The 26,076-nt window shown below is 45.4% G+C and carries 19 protein-coding genes; 17 read left to right on the top strand and 2 right to left on the bottom strand.

Going from position 1 to position 26,076, the window contains the following annotated elements:
• The first annotated feature begins 17 nt into the window (after positions 1-17).
• The 17 genes from murE to AB4493_RS11980 all read left to right on the top strand — a co-directional run bounded on the left by murE (position 18) and on the right by AB4493_RS11980 (position 24,263).
• Positions 18-1,502: a UDP-N-acetylmuramoyl-L-alanyl-D-glutamate--2,6-diaminopimelate ligase gene (murE, locus tag AB4493_RS12060; protein WP_017062900.1), complete on the top strand. Its 1,485-nt coding sequence runs from the start codon at positions 18-20 to the stop codon at positions 1,500-1,502.
• Positions 1,502-2,875 carry a UDP-N-acetylmuramoyl-tripeptide--D-alanyl-D-alanine ligase gene (murF, locus tag AB4493_RS12055; RefSeq protein ID WP_017059283.1) on the top strand — a complete coding sequence of 458 codons (1,374 nt, stop codon included), beginning with the start codon at positions 1,502-1,504 and terminating at the stop codon, positions 2,873-2,875. Before murE ends, murF begins: the two co-directional genes overlap by 1 nt.
• On the top strand, positions 2,872-3,954 hold the full coding sequence (gene mraY, locus AB4493_RS12050) for a phospho-N-acetylmuramoyl-pentapeptide-transferase (RefSeq protein ID WP_017059284.1): 1,083 nt from the start codon (positions 2,872-2,874) through the stop codon (positions 3,952-3,954). Before murF ends, mraY begins: the two co-directional genes overlap by 4 nt.
• Before the next feature lie 57 nt (positions 3,955-4,011).
• Complete coding sequence (gene murD, locus AB4493_RS12045; protein ID WP_372155035.1) at positions 4,012-5,328, top strand: UDP-N-acetylmuramoyl-L-alanine--D-glutamate ligase; 1,317 nt, start codon at positions 4,012-4,014, stop codon at positions 5,326-5,328.
• Positions 5,329-5,350: 22 nt separating this feature from the next.
• The gene (ftsW, locus tag AB4493_RS12040; RefSeq protein ID WP_017059286.1) at positions 5,351-6,547 is read left to right on the top strand and encodes a cell division protein FtsW; all 1,197 of its coding nucleotides are present in this window, start codon (positions 5,351-5,353) and stop codon (positions 6,545-6,547) included.
• Positions 6,548-6,559: 12 nt separating this feature from the next.
• Positions 6,560-7,621: an undecaprenyldiphospho-muramoylpentapeptide beta-N-acetylglucosaminyltransferase gene (gene murG, locus AB4493_RS12035; RefSeq protein WP_017059287.1), complete on the top strand. Its 1,062-nt coding sequence runs from the start codon at positions 6,560-6,562 to the stop codon at positions 7,619-7,621.
• Positions 7,622-7,634: 13 nt separating this feature from the next.
• Entirely contained in the window at positions 7,635-9,095 is a 1,461-nt protein-coding gene (murC, locus tag AB4493_RS12030) for a UDP-N-acetylmuramate--L-alanine ligase (RefSeq protein WP_017059288.1), read from the top strand.
• A 278-nt stretch (positions 9,096-9,373) separates the two neighbouring features.
• Positions 9,374-10,066 (top strand): cell division protein FtsQ/DivIB, encoded by a 693-nt coding sequence (locus AB4493_RS12025; RefSeq protein ID WP_017059290.1) that lies wholly within the window; start codon positions 9,374-9,376, stop codon positions 10,064-10,066.
• Positions 10,059-11,327 (top strand): cell division protein FtsA, encoded by a 1,269-nt coding sequence (gene ftsA / locus AB4493_RS12020; protein ID WP_010434747.1) that lies wholly within the window; start codon positions 10,059-10,061, stop codon positions 11,325-11,327. Before AB4493_RS12025 ends, ftsA begins: the two co-directional genes overlap by 8 nt.
• Before the next feature lie 31 nt (positions 11,328-11,358).
• Entirely contained in the window at positions 11,359-12,588 is a 1,230-nt protein-coding gene (ftsZ, locus tag AB4493_RS12015; protein WP_017059291.1) for a cell division protein FtsZ, read from the top strand.
• Positions 12,589-12,684: 96 nt separating this feature from the next.
• Positions 12,685-13,602 (top strand): UDP-3-O-acyl-N-acetylglucosamine deacetylase, encoded by a 918-nt coding sequence (lpxC, locus tag AB4493_RS12010; protein ID WP_010434751.1) that lies wholly within the window; start codon positions 12,685-12,687, stop codon positions 13,600-13,602.
• A gap of 390 nt (positions 13,603-13,992) precedes the next feature.
• Positions 13,993-16,719: a preprotein translocase subunit SecA gene (secA, locus tag AB4493_RS12005; RefSeq protein ID WP_372155033.1), complete on the top strand. Its 2,727-nt coding sequence runs from the start codon at positions 13,993-13,995 to the stop codon at positions 16,717-16,719.
• 348 nt (positions 16,720-17,067) lie between these two features.
• On the top strand, positions 17,068-17,466 hold the full coding sequence (mutT, locus tag AB4493_RS12000; protein ID WP_017062897.1) for an 8-oxo-dGTP diphosphatase MutT: 399 nt from the start codon (positions 17,068-17,070) through the stop codon (positions 17,464-17,466).
• A gap of 92 nt (positions 17,467-17,558) precedes the next feature.
• Positions 17,559-18,383 (top strand): 4-hydroxy-tetrahydrodipicolinate reductase, encoded by an 825-nt coding sequence (gene dapB, locus AB4493_RS11995; protein ID WP_020628676.1) that lies wholly within the window; start codon positions 17,559-17,561, stop codon positions 18,381-18,383.
• A gap of 503 nt (positions 18,384-18,886) precedes the next feature.
• Positions 18,887-20,041, top strand: coding sequence for a glutamine-hydrolyzing carbamoyl-phosphate synthase small subunit (gene carA, locus AB4493_RS11990; RefSeq protein ID WP_010434758.1), 1,155 nt, complete (start codon positions 18,887-18,889; stop codon positions 20,039-20,041).
• A 16-nt stretch (positions 20,042-20,057) separates the two neighbouring features.
• Positions 20,058-23,288, top strand: a complete 3,231-nt coding sequence (gene carB / locus AB4493_RS11985) for a carbamoyl-phosphate synthase large subunit (protein ID WP_017059294.1) — start codon at positions 20,058-20,060, stop codon at positions 23,286-23,288.
• Between the two features lie 195 nt (positions 23,289-23,483).
• A complete protein-coding gene (locus AB4493_RS11980) occupies positions 23,484-24,263 on the top strand; it encodes a TSUP family transporter (protein ID WP_372155032.1) in 780 nt (259 codons plus the stop codon).
• Here the strand turns inward: AB4493_RS11980 and AB4493_RS11975 are convergent.
• Together AB4493_RS11975 and AB4493_RS11970 are read right to left on the bottom strand one after the other, a co-directional pair.
• Complete coding sequence (locus tag AB4493_RS11975) at positions 24,214-25,059, bottom strand: LysR family transcriptional regulator (protein WP_017059296.1); 846 nt, start codon at positions 25,057-25,059, stop codon at positions 24,214-24,216. The genes AB4493_RS11980 and AB4493_RS11975 overlap by 50 nt on opposite strands.
• A 410-nt stretch (positions 25,060-25,469) precedes the next feature.
• On the bottom strand, positions 25,470-26,076 hold a 607-nt coding region (locus AB4493_RS11970), incomplete at its 5' end, for a hypothetical protein (protein WP_372155030.1).

Here is a 26,076-nt window from a genome sequence, read left to right as displayed (position 1 = left end):
GCCAATCAGGATTCAATATGAGTAATAGCCTCACGCTGTCATCTTTACTTTCTCCTTGGGGTGACTTTAGTTCACCTGAGCTGGATGCGATTGCCGTTGAACAGTTGGAGTTGGATAGTCGTGCCATCAAAGACGGCGATATTTTTGTTGCTGTAGTTGGGCATGCTGTTGATGGCCGTCGTTTCATTGACAAAGCGGTCTCACAGGGAGCCAATGCCGTTATCGCACAAGCTGATGCTGAAAAGGCCCATGGTCTGATTGAGTGGTTGGATGCTGTTCCGGTTGTTTACATTAAAGACCTTAACTTGGTGTTATCTGAGTTGGCCGGTCGTGTTTACTCGTCTCAGGCGACTAAGCTGATTGGTGTTACCGGCACCAATGGCAAAACCACTATCACCCAATTGATTGCTCAGTGGCTAGATTTAGTCGGCCAACGCTCTGCGGTAATGGGCACCACGGGTAACGGTTTTCTAGACAACCTTAAAACGGCGGCGAATACGACCGGTAGTGCGATTGAAATACAACGTACGCTGAGTGAGTTGGCTGAAGAAAACGCTGTTTATACCGCGATGGAAATCTCGTCTCATGGTTTGGTTCAAGGCCGAGTTAAGGCATTGGATTTTGAGGCTGGTGTATTTACTAACTTGAGCCGTGACCACTTGGATTACCACGGCACGATGCAAGAGTACGCTCTGGCTAAGAAGAGCTTGTTTACTCAGCATAAGTGTAAGCACGCTGTGATTAATGTTGATGATGAAGTCGGTAAAGCTTGGATGGCTGATCTGTCCAATGCAGTAGCTGTGTCATTGCTTCCGTTATCGGGCTACCAGCAGTCAGTGTGGGCATCGGATGTTGCTTATGCAGAGACGGGTATCAAACTCGCTTTTGATGGTAGCTGGGGGCAGGGACAACTGTCTGTTCCTTTAATTGGCCAGTTCAACGCATCAAATGTATTGGTTGCTTTCGCGACCCTACTTGTACTAGGCATCGACAAGCAAACCTTGATCGACACAGCACCTCAATTGCAACCTGTGATTGGCCGTATGGAACTGTTCCAAGTACCAAACAAAGCGAAAGTGGTTGTCGACTACGCGCATACACCTGACGCATTAGAGAAAGCATTGGCAGCACTACGTGTACATTGCTCTGGAAAGCTATGGGCAATCTTTGGCTGCGGTGGTGATCGAGATACAGGCAAGCGCCCAATGATGGCGGTTACCGCAGAGCAGTTCGCCGATAACATTATTATTTCAGATGACAACCCTCGCAGTGAAGACCCGGCATTGATTGTTAAAGACATGCTGGCAGGTTTAAGTGAGCCTGAAGTCGCCTTTGTTGAACACGATCGCTACCAAGCGGTTAAGTTCGCGCTTGAACAGGCAGACAGCAATGACATTATTCTTTTGGCTGGTAAAGGCCATGAGGATTACCAAGTATTAAAAGACAAAACGATCCACTATTCGGATCGAGAGTCAGCACTACAACTTTTAGGTATTTCATAATGATTGATGTATCACTCGAGCAGATCTGCTCAGCGGTGAACGGTCAGCTGATAGAGGCTGGCAAATCGAGCAATAGTTTGATCAATGCGGTTTCTACCGATACTCGCACCGTTGAAGAAGGTGCACTGTTTGTTGCTCTCGTAGGTGAACGTTTTGATGCGCATGATTTTTGTGGTCAGGCTGTTGAGGCCAATGCGAGTGCGTTATTAGTTCAACGAAAACTTGACCTAAATATTACTCAAGTTGTTGTTGAAGACACTAAACTTGCTTTAGGTCAGCTAAGTGCTTGGATCCACAAACAATGTAACGTGCCAACCATGGCGATAACAGGAAGCTGTGGCAAAACGACCGTCAAAGAGATGGTCGCGAGTATTCTACAACAACGTGGCAAAGTGCTGTTTACAGCGGGTAACTTCAATAATGATATTGGAGTACCACTAACCTTGCTGCGCAGTGAACCCAATGACGACTATGCCGTGATCGAACTGGGCGCGAACCACATTGGTGAAATTGCCTATACCACGCAGCTTGTGAAACCACAGGTGGCCTTAGTGAATAACGTTGCTGCCGCGCATCTAGAGGGCTTTGGCTCAATTGATGGTGTTAAACAAGCGAAAGGCGAAATTTTTCAGGGGCTTGCTGCTGGTGATACTGCTATTGTTAACCTAGAGAGCAATGGTGGTGACTTCTGGAAAGATGTGCTTGCAGACAAAAACGTACTGACCTTTTCTGAAAGTGATGACACGGCGGATTACTTTTCGACGAATATTCGCATCAACGAGCAGGGTGAAGCTTGCTTTGATATGCAGACCCCGCAAGGTGCTATCGATGTCGAACTTGGCATTATTGGTCAGCACAATGTAGCCAACGCATTAGCCGCAGCAGCACTGAGCATTCAATTCGGTGCCACGCTTGCAGAAATTAAAAGCGGTTTAGCGAATCTTATCTCAGTTAAAGGCCGAGTTGAGGTTCAACAATTAAGTCAGAATATCAAGCTGATAGATGACAGTTACAACGCCAGTGTACCGGCAATGAAGGCTGCAGCTAAATTGTTGTCGAGCTTCAAAGGTCAGCGTTGGTTGATTTTAGGCAATATGGCTGAATTAGGCGATGAAAGCCTTGCACTTCACCGTCAAGTCGGTGAATATGCTGCCCCATTCGCTTTTGAGCATGTACTCACTTACGGTGATGATACCAAGGTGATTAGTGAAGTGTGTAACGGCACTCACTTTGCAACGCATGAAGCGATGATCGCGCACATAGAGCAGCACTTGAGCTTGCCAGAAAACGCGCCACATACCTTGTTGGTAAAAGGCGCCAATAGTGCAGGAATGAGTAAAATAGCCGCTGCTTTAAAGGAGAACTTTTCATGATAATTTGGCTTGCAGAGCTACTACAGCCACACTTTTCTTTTTTCCGTTTGTTCGAATACTTATCGTTTCGTGCAATCGCGAGCATTTTGACGGCTTTATGTCTGTCGCTGTGGATGGGACCTCGTTTAATTGAGCGTCTGCAAATGCTGCAAATTGGCCAAGTTGTTCGTAATGACGGCCCAGAATCTCACTTCAGTAAGCGTGGTACACCAACCATGGGTGGTGTGATGATCCTTGCTGCGATCATCATTACGGTCTTACTTTGGGCTGACTTATCAAACCCTTACGTTTGGGCCGTACTTGTCGTGCTAGGCGGTTACGGTGCAGTTGGTTTTGTTGATGATTATCGTAAAGTCGTTCGTAAGAACACTGATGGCTTGATTGCGCGTTGGAAGTACTTCTGGCAATCGGCTATTGCATTGGTTGTGGCGTTTGCTCTGTATGCTCATGGGCAAGACACTGCTGCGACACAATTAGTGGTGCCTTTCTTTAAAGATGTGATGCCACAACTTGGTTTACTGTACATTGTTCTAACTTACTTTGTTATTGTGGGTACCAGTAACGCGGTAAACCTAACTGATGGCCTAGATGGCTTGGCGATTATGCCAACGGTTATGGTTGCTGCGGGTTTTGCTGTTATCGCTTGGGCGACAGGTAACGTTAACTTTGCAGCATACCTACACATTCCATACATCCCATACACCTCTGAACTGGTGGTGGTATGTACTGCTATCGTTGGTGCAGGCCTTGGCTTCCTATGGTTTAACACTTACCCAGCACAAGTATTCATGGGCGATGTTGGCTCTCTAGCACTGGGTGGTGCGTTAGGTGTGATTGCGGTACTCGTTCGTCAAGAGTTGGTACTAGTGATCATGGGTGGTGTGTTTGTAATGGAGACTCTGTCAGTGATTCTGCAGGTGGGCTCTTACAAATTGCGTGGTCAGCGTATTTTCCGCATGGCACCGATTCACCACCACTATGAACTTAAAGGTTGGCCAGAGCCGCGTGTTATCGTGCGTTTTTGGATAATCTCAATGGTATTAGTACTGGTTGGCCTAGCGACACTGAAAGTTCGTTAATCCTGTATGAGCCTCTGAATAGGGGCTCTTTAAAACTATTAAGAGCATCTTGTTTAAATGGAACGTTGGCAAAATATTCAAAATGTAGTGGTTGTGGGGCTCGGTATTACCGGGCTCTCTGTCGTTAAACATCTCGTAAAATATCAGCCCCATACTTGCGTAAAGGTAATTGATACGCGAGAGCTACCACCAGGAAAGGAATCTTTGCCTGAGTCGGTTGAGCTGCATTCTGGAAGCTGGAATAGCCAATGGCTAGCTGAGGCTGATCTGGTGGTTGCTAACCCAGGCATTGCTTTAGCGACACCTGAAATTCAAGATGTGCTTCAAGCGGGTACGCCTGTCGTTGGCGACATCGAGCTGTTTGGTTGGGCTGTAGATAAGCCTGTTGTGGCGATTACTGGTTCAAACGGTAAGAGTACCGTGACTGATCTGACTGGTGTGCTTGCTAAGGCTGCTGGGCTTAATGTTGGCGTTGGCGGCAATATTGGCATTCCTGCCCTAGACCTTCTAGAACTTGATGCGGATTTATATGTCCTTGAACTTTCAAGTTTTCAGTTAGAAACTACATCGAATTTAAAACTTGCCGCTGCGGCATTCTTAAATCTGTCTGAAGATCATATGGATCGCTATCAGGGTATGGCTGATTATCGTGAAGCCAAGTTAAGAATTTTTAATAACGCGCAGTGTGCGATTGTTAACCGCGACGACAAAGAGACGTATCCAGACCACAACATGTCATTAGTAACATTCGGACTCGACGATCAAGAGTTTGGTGTCGCGACAGTTGATGGTACCGAATGGCTAATGGACAACGGTAAACCTGTCCTTGCTACCCAAGATTTAACATTGGTTGGACGTCACAATGTGGCGAATGCGTTAGTCTCACTTGCACTATTGAAGCAAGTTGGTATCGACTACAGCAAAAGTCTTGATGCTTTGAAGGCCTATAACGGTTTGACGCATCGTTGCCAAGTCGTGGCTGACAAGCGCGAAATCAAATGGGTTAATGACTCCAAAGCAACGAATGTAGCCAGCACATTGGCAGCCCTGTCTGGGTTGGAGTATCAAGGTACGTTATATCTTTTGGTTGGCGGCGTTGGTAAAGGTGCTGACTTTAGTGAGCTTGAACCAGTATTGGCGCAACTTGAGCGTGTTCAGCTGTGTTGTTTCGGTGAAGATGCAGATCAATTCATGCCTCTGCACCCATCGGCACAAAAGTTCGATACCATGCAGCAGATAATCGAATCTATCTCGCCACAGCTGGTGGCTGGAGATATGGTGATGCTGTCTCCGGCGTGCGCAAGCTTCGATCAATTTAATAATTTCATGGCAAGAGGTGATGCGTTCACTGAGCTTGCTCATGAGTATGCTTAACGTGTTGAAGGACTAACATTCAGTGCAAAGAGTCAAAGAGATTAATCAATCCATCTGGCAGTGGCTAAACCGTGCTACTCCCGAGGCGCTTTACGATCGTCAATTGGTGTGGATTGCTCTTGGGCTAATGCTGACAGGTTTGGTGATGGTGACGTCTGCTTCGTTCCCCATCAGTGCTCGTTTAACCGATCAGCCGTTTCACTTTATGTTCCGTCATGCCATCTTCCTTGTATTGGCGTTAGGTGTCTCTAGCGTCATATTGCAAATCCCGATGCAACGCTGGTTTCAATACAGTATGTATCTACTGGGCTTGTCCTTCTTCTTGCTGATTGTGGTATTAGCCGTCGGTAAGTCGGTTAACGGCGCATCGCGTTGGATCCCATTAGGGCTATTTAACTTACAACCCGCTGAAGTCGCCAAGTTATCGCTGTTTATCTTTATGGCGGGCTACTTGGTTCGGAAGCAAGATGAAGTGAGAAAAACCTTCTTCGGTGGTTTTGGTAAACCGATCATGGTATTCGGCGCTTTTGCCGTGCTGCTGCTAGGCCAGCCCGATTTAGGTACTGTGGTCGTAATGCTAGTGACCCTGTTCGGCATGCTATTCATTGCTGGTGCCAAGCTTTCACAGTTTATCGCCTTGATGGTGGCAGGTATTGCCGCGGTCGTTGGTTTGATTGTTATAGAACCTTATCGTGTTCGACGTGTTACCTCATTCTGGGAACCTTGGAACGACCCGTTCGGCAGTGGTTACCAGTTAACTCAGTCATTGATGGCGTTTGGCCGTGGTGATTGGATGGGGCAAGGGCTCGGTAACTCAATTCAGAAACTCGAATACTTACCCGAAGCGCACACCGATTTTGTATTTGCTGTGTTGGCAGAAGAATTGGGTTTTGTTGGCGTGACCTTGGTCTTGATACTCATCTTTAGCTTGGTTTTTAAAGCCATTTTTATTGGCAAAAAAGCCTTTGAACACGATCAAGTGTTCAGCGGCTATCTGGCTTTTGGTATTGGTATTTGGTTTGCGTTTCAGACGCTTGTTAACGTAGGTGCTGCATCTGGCATCGTTCCGACCAAAGGTCTAACCCTACCGCTAATCAGTTATGGTGGTTCGAGTTTAATTGTTATGTCTGTGGCGGTATCAATGCTGCTGCGCATTGACCACGAATGCCGAATGCAACAAAAAGAACAAGCTGATAGTCAAAACGAATTAGTAGAATAAGAATCTAACGTGATGAAACAAAACAAAAAACTTTTAGTGATGGCTGGTGGTACTGGCGGTCACGTTTTCCCAGGGTTAGCAGTAGCGAAAAAGCTTCAGCAACAAGGTTGGGAAATTCGCTGGTTAGGCACAGCAGACAGAATGGAAGCGGATTTAGTGCCAAAGCATGGCATTGAAATCGACTTCATCAAAGTGAAAGGCCTGCGTGGTCAAGGCATTAGCAAGTTAATTAAAGCGCCGTTCCAGATTATTAATGCCATACTTCAAGCAAGACAACACATTAAAGCATGGCAGCCTGATGTGGTACTTGGCATGGGTGGTTACGTGAGTGGCCCGGGTGGTATCGCGGCATGGTTGTCTGGCATTCCAGTGGTTCTGCATGAACAAAATGCAGTGGCAGGTTTAACCAACCAATGGCTGTCTAAGATTGCTAAAAAGGTTTTCCAAGCTTTCCCTGGTGCTTTCCCTACCGCAGAAGTGGTGGGTAACCCAGTACGCGAAGATGTGGTTGCCTTAGCTGAACCCGAGCAACGCATGGCTGAGCGTGATGGTGACATCCGCATCTTGGTTATGGGCGGCAGTCAGGGCGCAAAAATCCTAAACGATACCTTGCCAGTAACGATGGCGCAGCTTGGTGAAGGCTTCACTGTGATGCACCAAGCGGGTAAGAACAATCAACAACAAGTTATTGAGCAATACAAATCACATTCTGTTGGTAATGTTCAAGTGACTGAATTTATTGATGATGTGGCGCAAGCTTATGAGTGGGCAGATCTATTAGTGTGTCGCTCAGGTGCATTAACCGTATCAGAAGTGTCTGCGGCAGGTGTCGGTTCTATCTTCGTTCCGTTTATGCACAAAGACAGACAACAAGCGTTGAATGCCGACCATTTAGTTGAATGTGGCGCAGCGTTAATGATTGAACAGCCTCAACTAACGGCTGATAAGCTAGCGAACACTATCACGCAGCTTGATAGAAATGAATTAAAAATGATGGCAACAAAAGCTCGTCAAGCCGCCAAGCTTGATGCTGATGTGACCGTCGCTGAAGCGATTAAAGCTTTAGCAAAATAATGAGATTGAATTGATGACGATTGAACATACCCAAGACTTAGCGCAAATCCGTGCAATGGTGCCAGAGATGCGCCGTGTTAAATCTATCCACTTCATTGGTATTGGTGGTGCCGGAATGAGCGGGATTGCTGAAGTCTTGCTAAATGAAGGCTACCAGATCACGGGTTCTGATATTGCTCAAAACCCAGTGACTGATCGTTTAGTTAGCAAGGGTGCGACCGTTTATATCGGTCACCAAGCGAGTAACGTTGCCGACGCAAGTGTGGTGGTTGTTTCAACCGCTATCAACGAAGAAAACCCAGAAATTATTGCAGCTCGTGAAGCGCGCACACCGATCGTTCGTCGTGCAGAAATGCTGGCTGAGCTGATGCGTTTTCGTCACGGTATTGCTGTGGCAGGTACGCACGGTAAAACAACCACGACTGCGCTAGTGACACAGATTTACTCGGAAGCCGGCCTAGATCCAACCTTCGTAAACGGTGGTTTGGTTAAAAGTGCTGGCACTAACGCACGTTTAGGTTCAAGCCGTATTCTTATCGCTGAAGCCGATGAGAGTGATGCTTCATTTTTACATCTGCAACCTATGGTTAGTATCGTAACTAACATTGAAGCGGATCATATGGATACCTACGGCGGCGATTTCGAAACGCTAAAGCAGACATTTATCGATTTCCTACACAACCTGCCGTTCTACGGCCAGGCTGTGATGTGTGTAGATGATCCTGTTGTACGTGAACTTATCCCTCAGGTGAGCCGCCAAGTGATTACTTACGGCTTCTCTGAAGACGCAGATATTCGTATTGAAAACTACGTACAAGAAGGTCAACAAGGCAAGTTTACGGTTGTACGTGAAGGTAAAGCTAACTTAGATATCACGTTGAACATTCCAGGTCGCCACAACGCATTGAATGCATCGGCTGCGATTGCTGTTGCAACAGAAGATGACATCAGCGATGAAGCGATTCTCAAAGCGATGGCGGGAACGGAAGGCACGGGTCGCCGTTTCGATCACCTAGGTGAGTATGAAACAGGTAAAGGCGTTGCAATGCTGGTCGATGATTACGGTCATCACCCAACCGAAGTTGATGTGACGATTCAAGCTGCTCGTAGTGGCTGGACTGATAAACGTCTTGTTATGATCTTCCAACCGCACCGTTATAGCCGTACTCGCGATCTGTATGATGATTTCGCGAACGTTCTTGAGCAGGTTGATGTCCTAATTCTGTTAGATGTTTATTCTGCAGGTGAGAAACCGATTGCAGGGGCTGACGGACGTTCATTAAGTCGAACTATTCGTGGGCGTGGTAAGATAGACCCAATCTTTGTTGCCGATATCAACGCACTGCCATCGGCTTTAGCCAACGTAATTCAAGGCGGTGACCTTGTTTTAACGCAGGGTGCAGGCGATGTTGGTCGAGTAGCGAAGCAGTTGGAATCGTTACAGTTAGACATTAATAAAATGCAGAACGCGTAACAGAATACTGTCTACAGACTGTGGTCAATCGCTCACTTCTTGCGATTGACCTAAAATTGACCAAAAATCTTATTATCAACGTTTGATAGTTTGATTTTGCTCAGTATAATTCATAGGTTAAAGTAAGTGCTTTTACCTCTATTACGAAGATAGGGAATAGAATTGCGAACCAACGACAGGGAATGCGGGCTTTGGTAGAAAGTACTTTTAGCGAAAACCGCCACCTATTCAGTTTACCGTCGCTCAAGAAACACGCCTTAGGCGGGTCTTTTTTTGTCATGGTATTGCTATTCATTGGGTTTCTTTTCTATACCACACTAACTTGGATGTGGGACGATCAGCGATTGCCTCTCTCCAAAATAGTACTTCAAGGCGACTTAACTTACGTAACCGCTGGTGATGTTCAACATGCCTTTAGCGAGCTAGAGCACATTGGAACCTTCATGTCGCAAGACATCGGTGTGTTGCAAGACAGTTTAGAAGCGTTACCTTGGGTTTCAGTGGTCTCCATTCGTAAGCAGTGGCCAGACACAATAAAAGTATTTTTGACTGAGTACCATGCGGCAGCAATCTGGAACGGTAACATGCTGCTGAATGACGATGGTCAGGTGTTTAATGGTGATATCGGCCTGTTGAAGGGCGATAGAGTTAAGCTTTACGGCCCAGACGGCACCAGCCAAGAAGTGATAGAAAAGTGGCGACAGATAACCCCTTTGATTAACAGTCTAGGGTTAACCGTTACCTCTCTCGTTCTCAATGAGCGTCGCGCTTGGCAAATAATCCTAGATAACGGTATCCGTTTAGAACTAGGTAAAGATTCTTTAGATGAGCGTGTTGAACGCTTCATTTCGCTTTACAACGAACTTGGTAGTAAAGCGAATCAAGTGAGCTACATCGACCTCAGGTATGATACGGGAGCCGCTGTAGGCTGGTTTCCAGAGCAAGAGTTAGAAGAGAGCACAGATGACTAAGACCGCAGATGACAACATAATCGTTGGTCTTGATATAGGCACTGCGACCATATCAGCTCTGGTTGGTGAAATATTGCCTGATGGTCAAATCAATATCATTGGTTCTGGGCAAAGCCCATCCAGAGGTATGGATAAAGGTGGTGTAAACGACCTAGAGTCGGTAGTTAAGTCGGTTCAGCGAGCTATTGATCAAGCAGAGTTGATGGCGGAATGCCAAATCAGCAATGTATTTATCTCGCTATCGGGTAAACATATCGCAAGCCGAATTGAAAAAGGCATGGGCACTATCTCTGATGAAGAGGTGTCTCAAGACGATATGGATCGAGCGATCCATACCGCGAAATCAATTAAAATAGGTGATGAGCAGAGAATTCTGCACGTGATCCCACAAGAATTTACCATTGATTATCAAGAAGGGATTAAGAACCCACTTGGCTTATCTGGTGTTCGAATGGAAGTCAGTGTTCACCTAATTTCTTGCCATAGCGACATGGCGAGAAACATTATTAAAGCTGTTGAACGATGTGGTCTCACAGTAGAACAAATCGTGTTTTCAGGACTTGCCTCAAGCAATGCGGTAATTACTGAAGACGAGAGAGAGCTTGGAGTATGTGTTGTCGATATCGGTGCGGGTACAATGGATATTTCCATTTGGACTGGCGGCGCACTTCGACACACAGAAGTCTTTTCCTACGCAGGAAATGCAGTAACCAGTGATATTGCCTTCGCTTTCGGCACGCCAGTGAGCGATGCTGAAGAGATAAAAGTAAACCATGGTTGCGCTCTGAGTGAACTCGTAAGCAAGGATGACTCTGTTAACGTCCCAAGTGTTGGTGGTCGCCCATCGAGAAGTTTGCAACGACAAACTTTGTCGGAAGTGATTGAACCACGTTACACTGAACTTATGGGTCTCGTTAACCAAACTATTGATACGGTTCAATTACAGCTACGAGATGAAGGTATTAAACACCACCTTGCAGCTGGCGTCGTTCTTACTGGTGGAGCGGCACAAATTGACGGATTGGTAGAGTGTGCGGAACGTGTTTTCCGCAATCAAGTTCGAGTTGGTAAGCCGTTAGAAGTTAGTGGCTTAACTGACTATGTTAAAGAGCCGTATCATTCTACGGCGGTTGGTTTACTTCATTACGCAAGAGATTGTCAGATCAGTGATGAAGGTGATTACAGCGAACCTAAGCGTTCAGCACCTTCTATGTCTGGTTTATTTGGCAAATTGCGTAATTGGATACAAAAAGAGTTTTAACCTGAGTTGCAGGAAAAAACGGAGATAACACATGTTTGAACCGATGATGGAAATGTCTGACGATGCAGTAATTAAAGTCGTTGGAGTTGGTGGCGGTGGCGGTAACGCTGTTGAGCACATGGTACGTGAATCAATCGAAGGCGTAGAATTCATCAGTGTTAACACTGATGCACAAGCACTTCGTAAAACAAGCGTGAGCAGCGTGATCCAAATTGGTGGTGATATCACTAAAGGTTTGGGCGCTGGTGCAAACCCACAAGTAGGCCGTGATGCAGCTCTCGAAGATCGAGAAAGAATTAAAGAAGTTCTAACTGGCGCCGATATGGTATTTATCGCAGCTGGTATGGGCGGTGGTACTGGTACAGGTGCTGCTCCAGTTATTGCTGAAGTTGCGAAAGAGTTGGGTGTGCTGACGGTTGCTGTTGTAACTAAGCCATTTAGCTTTGAAGGCAAAAAGCGTTTAGCGTTTGCTGAGCAAGGTATTGAAGAGCTTTCTAAACATGTGGATTCATTAATTACGATTCCAAATGAAAAGCTACTTAAAGTACTTGGCCGCGGCGTAACTCTGCTAGAAGCTTTCGCAAGTGCAAATGATGTACTTAAAAACGCTGTACAAGGTATCGCTGAGCTAATTACTCGCCCTGGTATGATTAACGTCGATTTCGCGGATGTTCGCACCGTAATGTCTGAGATGGGTCATGCAATGATGGGTAGCGGTATCGCAAAAGGTGAAGACCGTGCTGAAGAAGCTGCTGAAACAGCAATTTCTAGCCCACTACTAGAAGACATCGACCTAGCTGGCGCGCGTGGCGTTCTTGTGAACATCACTGCAGGCCTAGATATGCGTCTAGATGAGTTCGAAACAGTAGGTAATACAGTTAAGGCATTCGCATCTGATAATGCAACAGTTGTGATTGGTACTTCTCTAGACCCTGATATGACAGATGAAATCCGCGTAACTGTTGTTGCAACAGGTATCGGCACAGAGAAAAAACCAGACATTACATTAGTTGCTGGTGGTAAAGCTAAGGTTGCACCAACTCCTCAACCACAGGTAGCGGCTCAAACTGCACCAAAAGTGGAAGAGAAAGTGGCACAACCATTGCAAGAAAAAACTGAGGTTAAACCTCAAGTTAAGCCGCAACCAACAACGTCACCTGTTTCTTCAGGTACAGGCGCTAGCCAAAGTGCAGCACCTAAGGCTGAGAAAGAGAGTGGATACTTAGATATTCCAGCATTCTTACGACGTCAGGCTGATTAACAAATACCCAAAATTTGACTATCGTCGAATTAATGGTAAAATTCGCGGTCGGTAAATACTGACCGTGATTTGTAGCACTGATAACGAGGCAAGCAGATGATCAGACAACGTACTCTGAAAGAAATTGTGAAAACAACTGGTGTGGGTCTCCACTCTGGTCGTAAAGTCACACTTACTCTTCGCCCGGCAGCTGCAAATACAGGTATTGTTTATCGTCGTACAGATGTAAATCCACCTGTAGATTTCCCAGCTGATCCAGCGTCAGTTCGTGACACTATGCTATGTACAGCTCTTGTTAATGACGAAGGCGTACGTATCTCTACAGTGGAACACCTTAACGCAGCTTTAGCGGGTATGGGCATCGACAACATTATTGTTGAAGTAGATGCTCCTGAAATCCCAATTATGGATGGTAGCGCAAGCCCATTCGTATACTTGCTACAGCAAGCGGGTGTAGAAACACTGAATGCAGCGAAGCGTTTTATTCGTATCAAAAAGCCTATCCGTTTTGAAGATGGCGATAAGTGGGCAGAGTTTGTTCCATTTAACGGCTTCCGTATGGACTTTGAGATCGACTTTAACCACCCAGCAATTGAATCTGATGAGCAACGTTTGTTGTTTGATTTCTCTTCACAAGGTTTTGTGAAAGAAATCTCTCGCGCTCGTACTTTCGGCTTCATGCGCGACATTGAGTATCTACAATCTCAAAACCTAGTACTTGGTGGTAGCTTTGATAATGCTATCGTACTTGACGAATACCGAATTCTTAATGAAGAGGGTCTACGTTTTGACAATGAGTTCGTAACTCATAAAGTACTAGATGCGATTGGTGACTTGTACATGTGTGGACACGCTATTATTGGTGAGTTTCGTGCATACAAATCAGGTCACGGCCTAAACAACCAACTACTACGTGCAGTACTTGCTGACGCAGAAGCTTGGGAATGGGCAACATTCGAAGAAGAAGTAGGCTCTCCTGTTGCATTTGCTGAACCAGGAATGGTTCTAGCGTAATTGTTGTTTACAGCAATATAAGATTTCGAAAACCAGGTCATTGACCTGGTTTTTTTGTATCTATTTTCCAGATACAGTGTCGTCAACATCCGAAAGTTGTCTCCCAATGAGCTGCAGTCTGGCTAATCCATCAGCAATTAGAAAGAAAAGTTCCAAGCACATCAAACAAATGGGGTTATAAATGGTTGTTGGTGTGAAAATTACTTACACTAAAGGGCATTAATTTTAACTCAAGCCTTGAAAACTCTACTCTCAAGTACAATATCAAAGATACTAGATTTATCTCAGTATCCTTGGTTAGTAACTGAAGACTAGTTCATAGCTAGTAGAGACACTGACGGCATTTAAAATAGATCGCGGACGATCTGAGAACGAAGAGATTCCAAGCACATGATTACTAAGCTGCTGACAAAGGTAATTGGCAGTCGCAATGACAGAACACTGCGCCGCCTTAGAAAAATTGTAAAAGAAATTAATAACTTCGAACCAACGTTTGAAGCACTTTCAGACGAAGAACTAAAAGCAAAAACGGTTGAATTTCGTGAGCGCTTAGATAAAGGTGAATCGCTAGACCAACTTCTACCTGAAGCATTTGCTACGGTACGTGAAGCGTCTAAGCGTGTTTACGGCATGCGTCACTTTGACGTGCAAATGATTGGTGGCATGGTTCTAAATGCTGGCCAAATTGCAGAAATGCGTACTGGTGAAGGTAAGACTCTTACAGCAACCCTACCAGCTTATCTTAACGCCCTACCTAGCAAAGGTGTTCACGTAGTAACGGTGAACGACTACCTAGCGAAGCGTGATGCGGAAACAAACCGCCCATTATTTGAATTCCTTGGTATGACTGTTGGCGTAAACGTGCCAAACATGGCTCCACCAGAGAAGAAAGAAGCGTACCAAGCGGATATCCTATACGGTACAAACAACGAGTTTGGCTTCGATTACCTACGTGACAACATGGCTTTCCGTGCTGAAGATCGTGTTCAACGTGAGCGCTTCTTTGCTGTTGTCGATGAGGTTGACTCAATCTTAATCGATGAAGCTCGTACTCCACTTATTATCTCTGGCCCAGCTGAAGATAGTTCAGATCTTTACACGCGTATTAACACGTTGATCCCTAACCTTGAGCGCCAAGATAAAGAAGATTCTGAAGAGTACCGTGGTGAAGGTCACTACACCATGGACGAGAAATCGAAACAGGTTCACCTGACTGAAAACGGTCAAGAATTTGTAGAAGAGCTAATGGTCAAAAACGGCCTGATGGAAGAGGGTGACACGCTTTACTCTCCAACTAATATCAGCCTATTGCACCATGTTAATGCAGCGCTGCGTGCACACGTACTGTTTGAGAAAGACGTCGACTACATCGTTACTGAAGAAGGCGAAGTGGTTATCGTTGATGAACATACTGGTCGTACTATGCCAGGTCGTCGTTGGTCTGAAGGTTTACACCAAGCTGTTGAAGCTAAAGAAGGTGTGAAGATTCAGAATGAAAACCAGACGCTAGCATCGATTACATTCCAGAACTTCTTCCGTCTATACGAAAAACTGTCAGGTATGACAGGTACAGCCGATACAGAAGCTTTCGAATTTCAGTCTATCTACGGCCTAGAAACAGTGGTTATCCCAACCAACAAGCCTATGGTTCGTAACGATATGCCAGATGTGGTTTATCGTACCGAAGAAGACAAGTTCAATGCGATCATTGAAGACATCAAAGACCGTGTAGCTGCTGGTCAGCCATCATTGGTTGGTACGGTTTCTATCGAGAAGTCTGAACTACTGTCTAACGCACTGAAAAAAGCAAAAATTAAGCACAGCGTTCTAAATGCTAAATTCCACGAAATGGAAGCAGAGATCGTTGCACAAGCTGGTATGCCGAGTGCGGTAACTATCGCAACTAACATGGCTGGTCGTGGTACCGATATCGTATTAGGTGGTAGCTGGCAGGCACAAGTTGAGAAGCTAGAGAATCCAACCAAAGAGCAGATCGAGAAGATCAAAGCTGACTGGAGAGTAATCCACGATAAAGTGCTTGAGTCAGGTGGTCTGCACATCATTGGTACTGAGCGTCATGAATCTCGCCGTATCGACAACCAGCTACGTGGTCGTTCTGGTCGTCAAGGTGATGCGGGTTCTTCTCGTTTCTACCTATCAATGGAAGATTCTCTGCTACGTATCTTCACATCGGATCGTATGGCTGGTCTTATCCAAAGTGGTATGGACGAAGGCGAAGCGATCGAATCTAAGATGCTTTCTCGCTCAATTGAAAAAGCACAACGTAAAGTTGAAGGTCGTAACTTCGATATTCGTAAGCAGCTTCTTGAGTACGATGATGTAGCCAATGACCAACGTAAAGTGGTTTATGAGCTTCGTGATGAACTGATGAGCTCTGACGATATCAGCGAGATGATCGAACACAACCGTGAAGATGTATTGGCATCAGTGATTGATGAATACATCGCACCTCAGTCTCTTGAAGATATGTGGGATATCGCGGGTCTGCAAGATCGTCTGAAGAATGACTTCGATCTAGACTTTGATATTCAAGGTTGGTTAGACGAAGACGACAAGCTTTATGAAGAAGCATTGCGTGAGCGTATTCTTGCTATGGCGGTTGATTCGTACAAACAGAAAGAAGAAGTGGTTGGTGCTCAAGTACTGCGTAACTTCGAGAAATCTGTGATGCTACAAACGCTAGACGGCCTTTGGAAAGAGCACTTGGCTGCGATGGATCACCTTCGTCAAGGTATCCACTTACGTGGTTATGCTCAGAAGAACCCGAAACAAGAGTACAAGCGCGAGTCGTTTGAACTGTTTGAAGGCCTACTAGATGTACTGAAAACAGACGTTGTTACCATCCTTTCTAAAGTGCGTGTTCAGCAACAAGAAGAAGTTGAAAAGATGGAAGCTCAACGTCAAGCTCAAGCTGAAGAAGCGGCGCGTCGTGCACAAGCGCAACATGCAACAGCTGAAAACCAGCTAGCTGACGATGAAGCTGAAGCGGCATCTCCACAAACGGTAGTGCGTGACGAGCGTAAAGTGGGCCGTAACGAGGCATGCCCATGTGGTAGCGGTAAGAAGTACAAGCAGTGTCACGGTAAAATCGCGTAAGTTTAATGAATCGTTGCTGTAGCGCATGATAGCTGCGTTGGTGGTACTCACTTAAAGTCGTAAGCTCCGTGCCACCGCCTTGCTCTCATACACTACAACTTAGCTTCATAAAACTGACAAATAGAATATAAAGAGTCGCTTAGGCGGCTCTTTTTGTATGTAAATTTCATGGCTTACTTTGTTACGCAAGGAAGTTGTCATTCCCTATGGCGAGGAGTGAGCGTAGTAGGGAATCTTGTTTAGTTAGGCTCGCGTAGTTTTAGATCCCCAACTCAGTCGTTCCTCTTTCTTGAGGATGACGTATTTAGGGACTATGTGAGTTCAGCGTTTTATTAAGGAACACCATCAATGAAAAGAATCCATATCGTAGCGGGTATTATCTTCAATCAAGATAAGTCACAGGTCTTTATCACTAAGCGTCCAGATGACAAGCACAAAGGTGGCTTCTGGGAATTTCCAGGTGGCAAGGTTGAAGAGGGCGAAACTATTGAGCAAGCGATGACTCGCGAGCTTGATGAAGAGGTCGGTATCAAGGTGACCGAGCAGTCTCTGTTTGAGCATCTTGAATTTGATTACACGGATAAGTCACTTAAGTTCGATTTCATTCTCGTGACTGATTTTGAAGAGCAGCCTTATGGTAAAGAAGGTCAGCAAGGTGAATGGGTAAGCCTTGAATCATTGAATCAATACGCCTTCCCAGAGGCAAATGTGCCAATTTTAGAGCGAGTAATAAAAGAGTTTTCGTAATTGCTAGCCTGAGTTTGAGATTGTTGTTAGTTTAAAGAGATTAATCGATTGAACGTTGCTGCAAGAGATAAGTGGCAACGGTAACCAAAACAATGGAGATATTCGCAGTGGTAAGAATTGCAATTGCAGGAGCAGCGGGCCGCATGGGCCGCAACTTGGTGAAAGCCGCTCATCATAATTCAGAAGCAAGTGTTGGAGCTGGTTCAGAGCGTCCAGAGTCATCTTTGGTCGGCGTAGATGTCGGCGAGTTATGCGGTGAAGGTCGTTTTGATGTTGCTTTAGTCGATGATTTGTCTAAAGCCATCGAAGAGTTTGATGTGATTGTCGATTTTACTGCCCCTGTTAGCACATTAGCGAATATTGAACTTTGTAAACGTCACGGTAAAAAACTGATCATCGGTACAACGGGCTTCTCTGAAGAAGAGAAGCAGGTGATTGATGCTGCTTCAAAAGAGATGGCTATCGTAATGGCACCTAACTACAGCGTTGGTGTGAACCTGGTCTTTAAGCTGCTAGAGAAGGCCGCTAAAGTGATGGGCGATTACTGTGATGTCGAGATCGTTGAGGCTCATCACCGTCATAAAGTCGATGCACCGTCAGGTACTGCGATTGGTATGGGCGAAGCTATTGCGGGTGCTATGGGCAATGAGCTGAACGATGTAGCTGTATGGTCACGCGAGGGTATTACTGGCGAGCGCACTAAAGATGAGATTGGTTTCGCGACGATTCGTGCCGGTGACATTATTGGTGAACACACCGCTATGTTTGCTGATATCGGTGAACGAGTGGAAATTACCCATAAAGCCACTGATCGAATGACCTTTGCTAATGGCGCAATCAAGGCCGCGGTTTGGTTAAATGATAAACCAGCAGGCTTTTATACCATGACGGATGTGCTTGGTTTGAATGACCTATAGATAGATATTTATGCGCTGGCAATTGCCGGCGCTTTCTTTATTTGGTGCATTTTCCTTAGTAATCTCACTTCTCCGATCTTCCTTCTACTTTCTTCTTATCGCCTTTTTGACTCCATTTCTATGCTGTTTATGTGGTCTTTAGTGTGTTTTTTGTTTTAGATCTTTAAATTGTCATGTTTTCTCTTGGTATTTATCGATTGCGTTTTGTTGCTGATATTTTTATCACTCTATGGTTGGCTAAAATGAGGAGTGAAAATTAGAAAATCGTAATATTCGAGCTAAATGCGCATGAAAGTTGAACTTTTGGAGCTTTGAGGGGGTAAATTGAATTAGTCCTTACAAATGTTTAATTTCTTTTGAGTTAAATGTTGACACGTATCACGCAGATCACTAAAATACCGCCAATTTGTCTAATTTCCATAAACACGCAGTTTTTGGTGTTGCAGGAAGGTAGATTTGCAAATTAAATCAATTTTAATGCATTTTTATTTCTGGAGGTTGTCTTGAAGAAGTCAGCACTACTCGTCCTAGAAGATGGGACAGTATTTCACGGTGAAGCCATTGGCGCTGTAGGTTCTGCAGTTGGTGAAGTCGTTTTTAATACCTCGATGACGGGGTACCAAGAAATCCTCACTGATCCTTCCTATTCTCAACAAATCGTTACCCTTACTTACCCTCACATTGGCAATACCGGAACCAATTCCGAAGACGAAGAATCTTCTTCAATCCACGCTCAAGGCCTTGTGATTCGCGATCTCCCTCTAATCGCTTCTAACTTCCGTAATGAACAATCCCTTTCTGATTACCTTAAGTCGCAAAACGTTGTTGGTATCGCTGATATTGATACTCGTAAGTTGACGCGTATTCTTCGTGAAAAAGGCGCACAGAACGGTTGTATTGTAGCTGGCTCTTCAGTAAACGACGGAAACCTAGACGAAGCTTTGGCTCTAGCTAAAGCAAAAGAATTCCCTGGCCTGAAAGGTATGGACCTTGCGAAAGAAGTTACAACAAAAGAAGCGTATCAATGGAAACAAGGTTCGTGGACGCTTACGGGTGGACTTCCTGAAGCGAAAGCAGACTCAGAATTGCCATACCACGTTGTTGCTTATGACTTCGGTGCAAAACGAAACATCCTACGAATGCTTGTTGACCGCGGCTGCCGCCTAACGGTTGTTCCTGCTGAGACTTCAGCTGAAGAAGTACTTGCTCTGAACCCAGACGGTGTTTTCCTTTCAAATGGCCCTGGTGACCCAGAACCATGTACTTACGCAATTGAAGCGACAAAAGTGTTCCTAGAAAAAGGCTTACCAATCTTCGGTATCTGTCTAGGTCACCAGATTCTTGCTCTTGCGTCAGGCGCTAAGACAGTGAAGATGAAGTTTGGTCACCACGGCGCAAACCACCCGGTTAAAGATTTAGATCGTGATGTTGTGATGATTACTTCGCAAAACCACGGCTTTGCTGCTGACGAAGAAACCCTTCCAGAGACACTACGTGCAACGCACAAATCACTATTTGATGGTTCTCTACAAGGTATTCACCGTACAGACAAACCAGCATTCAGCTTCCAAGGTCACCCTGAAGCGAGCCCAGGTCCAGAAGACGCAGCGCCGTTATTCGACCACTTTATTGAACTAATCAAACAGCACACAGCGTAATTCGGAGTAGTAGACAATGCCAAAACGTACTGACATTAAAAGTATTCTTATTCTAGGTGCTGGCCCGATCGTTATCGGCCAAGCATGTGAGTTCGATTACTCTGGTGCTCAAGCTTGTAAAGCGCTTCGCGAAGAAGGTTACCGAGTTATTCTTGTGAACTCGAACCCAGCGACAATCATGACTGACCCAGATATGGCAGATGCAACTTACATCGAGCCTATCCAATGGGAAGTTGTGCGTAACATCATCGCTAAAGAGAAGCCTGATGCAGTTCTACCTACTATGGGTGGCCAAACTGCATTGAACTGTGCTCTAGACCTAGAAAAGCACGGCGTTCTTGAAGAGTTCGGTGTTGAAATGATTGGTGCAACGGCTGACGCTATCGATAAAGCAGAAGACCGTTCACGCTTCGATAAAGCAATGAAAGCAATTGGCCTTGAGTGTCCAACTGCTGATACAGCGAAAACGATGGAAGAAGCTTACAAAGTTTTAGACATGGTTGGCTTCCCTTGTATCATTCGTCCATCGTTCACGATGGGTGGTACTGGTGGCGGTATCGCTTACAACAAAGAAGAATTTGAAGAAATCTGTCGTCGTGGTTTGGATCTATCTCCAACTAATGAACTTCTTATCGATGAATCACTTATCGGTTGGAAAGAGTACGAGATGGAAGTGGTTCGTGACAAAAACGACAACTGCATCATCGTATGTGCGATTGAAAACTTCGACCCAATGGGTATTCACACAGGTGACTCAATCACTGTGGCTCCAGCTCAAACGCTGACAGATAAAGAATACCAACTAATGCGTAACGCATCTCTAGCAGTACTGCGTGAGATTGGTGTTGAAACAGGTGGTTCAAACGTACAGTTTGGTATCAACCCGAAAGATGGCCGTATGGTTATCATCGAGATGAACCCACGTGTATCTCGCTCTTCTGCACTAGCATCTAAAGCAACAGGTTTCCCAATCGCTAAGATTGCAGCGAAACTGGCTGTTGGTTTCACGCTAGACGAGCTAATGAATGACATCACTGGCGGCGCAACTCCAGCATCATTCGAACCAACAATCGACTACGTAGTAACTAAGATTCCTCGTTTTAACTTCGAGAAGTTTGCAGGTGCTAACGACCGCCTAACGACGCAAATGAAGTCGGTTGGTGAAGTTATGGCTATCGGCCGTAACCAACAAGAATCTCTACAAAAAGCACTTCGCGGCCTAGAAGTTGGCGCGACTGGTTTTGACGAAATGGTAGACCTAGACGCACCAGATGCTCTAACGACTATCCGTCACGAACTTAAAGAAGCTGGCGCAGAGCGTATTTGGTACATCGCTGACGCATTCCGTGCTGGTATGTCGGTAGATGGTGTATTCAACCTAACGCAAATCGACCGTTGGTTCCTAGTTCAAATCGAAGACATCGTTAAGCTAGAGCAAGAACTTAAAGCGAAAGGCTTTGCTGGTCTAAATAAAGACGAGCTAAACAAGCTTAAGCGTAAAGGTTTTGCTGATGCGCGCCTATCTAAGATTCTAGGTGTAGCGGAAAGCGAAATCCGTCGTCTACGTGACCAATACGATATCCACCCGGTATACAAGCGTGTAGATACGTGTGCAGCTGAGTTCTCTTCAGATACGGCTTACATGTACTCATCTTACGATGACGAGTGTGAAGCAAACCCAACAGACAAAGAAAAAATCATGATTCTAGGCGGCGGTCCAAACCGTATCGGCCAAGGCATTGAATTTGACTACTGTTGTGTACACGCATCACTAGCGCTACGTGAAGATGGCTACGAAACTATCATGGTTAACTGTAACCCTGAGACAGTTTCTACAGACTACGATACGTCTGACCGTCTGTACTTCGAACCAGTAACTCTGGAAGACGTACTAGCAATCGCTCGTGTTGAGAAGCCAAAAGGCGTTATCGTTCAGTACGGTGGTCAAACGCCACTTAAACTGGCACGTGCTCTTGAAGCTGCTGGCGTACCAATCATCGGTACTAGCCCAGACGCAATCGACCGTGCAGAAGACCGTGAGCGTTTCCAAGTTGCTGTAGACCGTCTAGGCCTACTTCAACCAGAAAACGCGACAGTAACAACAATGGAGCAAGCGGTAGAGAAATCTCGTGAAATCGGCTTCCCACTTGTTGTACGTCCTTCTTACGTACTTGGTGGTCGTGCGATGGAAATCGTATACGACGAGCAAGACCTACGTCGCTACTTCAACGAAGCAGTTAGCGTATCAAACGAATCTCCAGTACTACTTGATAGCTTCCTAGATGACGCTGTTGAAGTAGACGTAGATGCGATTTGTGACGGTGAGCGCGTTGTAATCGGCGGTATTATGGAGCACATCGAGCAAGCGGGTGTTCACTCTGGTGACTCAGCATGTTCTCTTCCTGCATACACGCTAAGCCAAGAAATCCAAGACGTAATGCGCGAGCAAGTTGAAAAGCTAGCGTTCGAGTTGGGTGTTCGTGGTCTGATGAACACGCAGTTTGCTGTTAAGAACAATGAAGTGTACCTAATCGAGGTTAACCCTCGTGCAGCACGTACGGTTCCATTCGTATCTAAAGCAACTGGTGCGCCAATCGCTAAGATTGCCGCTCGTGTAATGGCGGGTCAATCTCTAGAGTCTCAAGGCTTTACGAAAGAAATCATCCCACCTTACTACTCAGTGAAAGAAGTTGTACTTCCATTCAACAAGTTCCCTGGTGTTGACCCACTGTTAGGCCCTGAAATGCGCTCTACTGGTGAAGTTATGGGTGTTGGTGCAACGTTTGCTGAAGCATACTCTAAAGCTGAATTGGGTTGTGGCAACATCTACCCAGAAGGCGGTCGTGCACTTCTTTCTGTTCGCGAAGGCGACAAAGAGCGTGTTGTTGACCTAGCATCTAAACTATCTAAGCTTGGTTACCAGCTAGACGCAACTCACGGTACTGCGGTTATCCTTGGCGAAGCGGGCATCAACCCACGTCTAGTAAACAAGGTACACGAAGGTCGTCCTCACATTCTTGACCGTATCAAGAACAACGAGTATACGTACATCGTGAACACTGCAGCTGGCCGTCAAGCGATTGAAGATTCTAAAGTTCTTCGTCGTGGTGCACTTGCTGAGAAAGTTAACTACACGACTACGCTAAATGCTGCATTCGCGACTTGTATGGCGCACACTGCAGACGCGAAAACGTCAGTAACTTCAGTTCAAGAGCTACACGCTCAGGTTAAAGCTTCTCAAGCTTAATCGCCTAAAGTGTATCGCTGATATGCGGATATAAATGCTCAAAGCCCACTCCTCGGAGTGGGCTTTTTTATGTCTGTTATTCCGCGGTAGCTTAATGATGAATATTTGGAATAGGTTAGAATCTTGTGTTTCGTTATTGCTCGTCTGCTGTGAGTGGTAACTTGTCGCTACACAGGATTTTAAGGCGTTGGGTATATGGAAATCACTCTAGAAATATTGGCTATCTTGTTTGTTGTTGCAACGGCAGCAGGCTTTATTGATGCAATGGCTGGCGGCGGTGGGTTACTGACTCTACCTGCATTGCTAGCGGCTGGAGTTCCACCCACGCAGGCACTGGCAACCAACAAACTCCAAAGCTCATTTGGCAGCTTCTCCGCGAGTTGGTATTTCGTGCGCAACGGTATCGTCAGCATCAAAGAGATGCGCCTTGCTATCTTTTGTACCTTTATTGGCTCTGCAATTGGCGCTGAGTTAGTCCAGCACATTGATGCGAGCCTACTGACCAGTGTTATCCCACTGCTGCTTATCGCTATCTCTCTCTATTTCCTGTTGGCACCCCAAACTAGAGCGTCTGAAGGAAAACAGAAGATCTCTGAGGCCATGTTTGCTCTGTGTATTGGTGGCGGCGTGGGTTTCTATGATGGCTTTTTTGGCCCAGGAACAGGTTCTATCTTCACCGTCTGCTTTGTTGCTATTGGTCACTTCTCGTTAGTCGATGCTACGGCGCGTACTAAAGTACTTAACTTTACCTCGAATATCGCTGCCTTAATTTTCTTTATTTTGGCTGGTTTGCCTATTTGGGAGTTGGGATTAGTGATGGCGGTCGGTGGATTTATGGGCGCTCAGCTTGGCGCTAAAGTGGTGGTGATAAAAGGGCAAAAATGGATTCGCCCCCTTGTGATCGTGATGTCGATGCTAATGGCGTCTAAACTGCTTTGGGAACAGCATCAACAATGGATTCTATCAGTGTTTTAACTCGTGGAGACTGGTAACTATTTGGTCTGACACAGATATGAATCGGCCGAATCAAGCCTGCTAATTCGGTGAAGCTATACAGATATTGAGGCTCAATATTGAGTGTTTTTACGATAGAGAGCGGTATTAACGCTGGCCCAGTCCCGCCCAATGCAAGTTGAGCCGCTGCGGTGTAGGCATCCATCTCCATCAAGGGTTTGATACCAAACTTCTCTAATACAGAAAGTTGATAAGAATTGGCAGGGTTGGTCATGTCGTTAGTGATGACCATTGGAGGAAGCTCCGTTAGCGGTGACTTACTCACTATGTAAAACGGCTCATCAAATAGATGGAAGGTCATCAACCCATGATGCGGTGGCAGTAAGCCAGCACACAACCCCAAGGTCGCCTTACCAGATTGCACTCGCTCTATGATTCTCGGCGTGTGGTTGGTGGTAATGGTGATGTACTTATCTTGCTGGATGAACTGGCCCATCATCTCACCTAAATAACCGGCTATCAGAGACTTAGAGCTGTCTAGGGTGATGAGAGTAGTATCTTCCAACTCTTGCTGTTCATAAATAAGCCCGCGAAGTTCATTGAATGTCGGGCCAATACTCTCTATTAATGCTATCGCATCTGGCGTGAGTTTTATCTGTCGGCCACTCGGTTCAATGAGCTTTTTACCTAGCTTCTTTTCTAAATTCGCAATCCGTTTGCTGACCGCTGATTGGCTGATATAAAGCAAACTGCCTGTGCGGCTCATGGTCTTTGCTTTACTCAATACCAGTAGAGTTTCGATTCCTTCGAGTAGCATTGGGTTATATTCATGAAATTTGGGAATGATTGTTTCAACTTACCTCAAACAACATTCATTCTCTAGTCTTGAAACTAAAGCTTTGAACCAAGTTAGGTATTTTTAGCTATGCTCGCACGTGTAGCGCGAGAGCATAATAATTGTGTTGGGGAGCTCAAATTAAGAAAGGCTCCTTTACGGAGCCTTTCACTTTGTAACGTTAGCTTATTTGATGGCGAAGGTCGGCAATGATAACTTCCAGATATATCGTAGAGCGATGGCACTGAGTTGTTTTAGCTATTTCAGGAATTGCTGATAATTCATGCTACAACTGCTTGTTTCTTTGGTGAGAAGAGCGCACTACTTTCAGCAGTTGTCGTCTTCTATACCTTTCCATGAATGTTGCACTTATGATCTGAAATCAGGCTTAGTTACTTATCTGTTTTGTTGTCTTCAGTTGCCTTACTTTTTGCTTTTGCTTCCTGTTTTATCTGTTTGGATTTTTCTTGAACAGAAGCTGCTTTTTTCGTTGCTGCAACCTTTATTTCTTGAGATTTTACTTTAGCTTGTTCAGAGAGTTTTGAAGAGTAATGCATCAAAATAGTATCTAGAGCTTCAAAACGAGGGTGTATTTTATACGGCATGAAAATGAACACATTAAGCAAAATAAACCCTAAGACTAGAACAAAGCTGCCAATGCTCACTGAACTAGCAGCAATTTCGATAATTTGTTCAAATGGACTATTGTTGCTGCCCATGAACTGTGCCATTTGTTTTAGCTCAACATACATATCTCTTAATTCACCATATAATTTGAACAGATGGTAATATAAGTAGGCTAGAGAAAGCGCACCAAGGCCTTTTGCAACAAGCTTTGGCAAACCTACTGCACAAGCAATTGAGCCAGCAAGCATTAAGAATACGGCGAATAACCCATAAAAATCTAACCCTGATACTGAGTCAGAGATTCCCCACATGTTAATGGTGATTGCTGGTAAGAATGAACCAATGACAATCAGGCGGCGTTGTTGCCTAAAT

The organism is Vibrio sp. 10N.222.55.A1, from assembly GCF_041473835.1.
In the GTDB taxonomy this organism is placed as follows: Bacteria; Pseudomonadota; Gammaproteobacteria; order Enterobacterales; family Vibrionaceae; genus Vibrio; species Vibrio crassostreae_C.
This window is presented reverse-complemented; position numbering and strand designations above follow the sequence as displayed.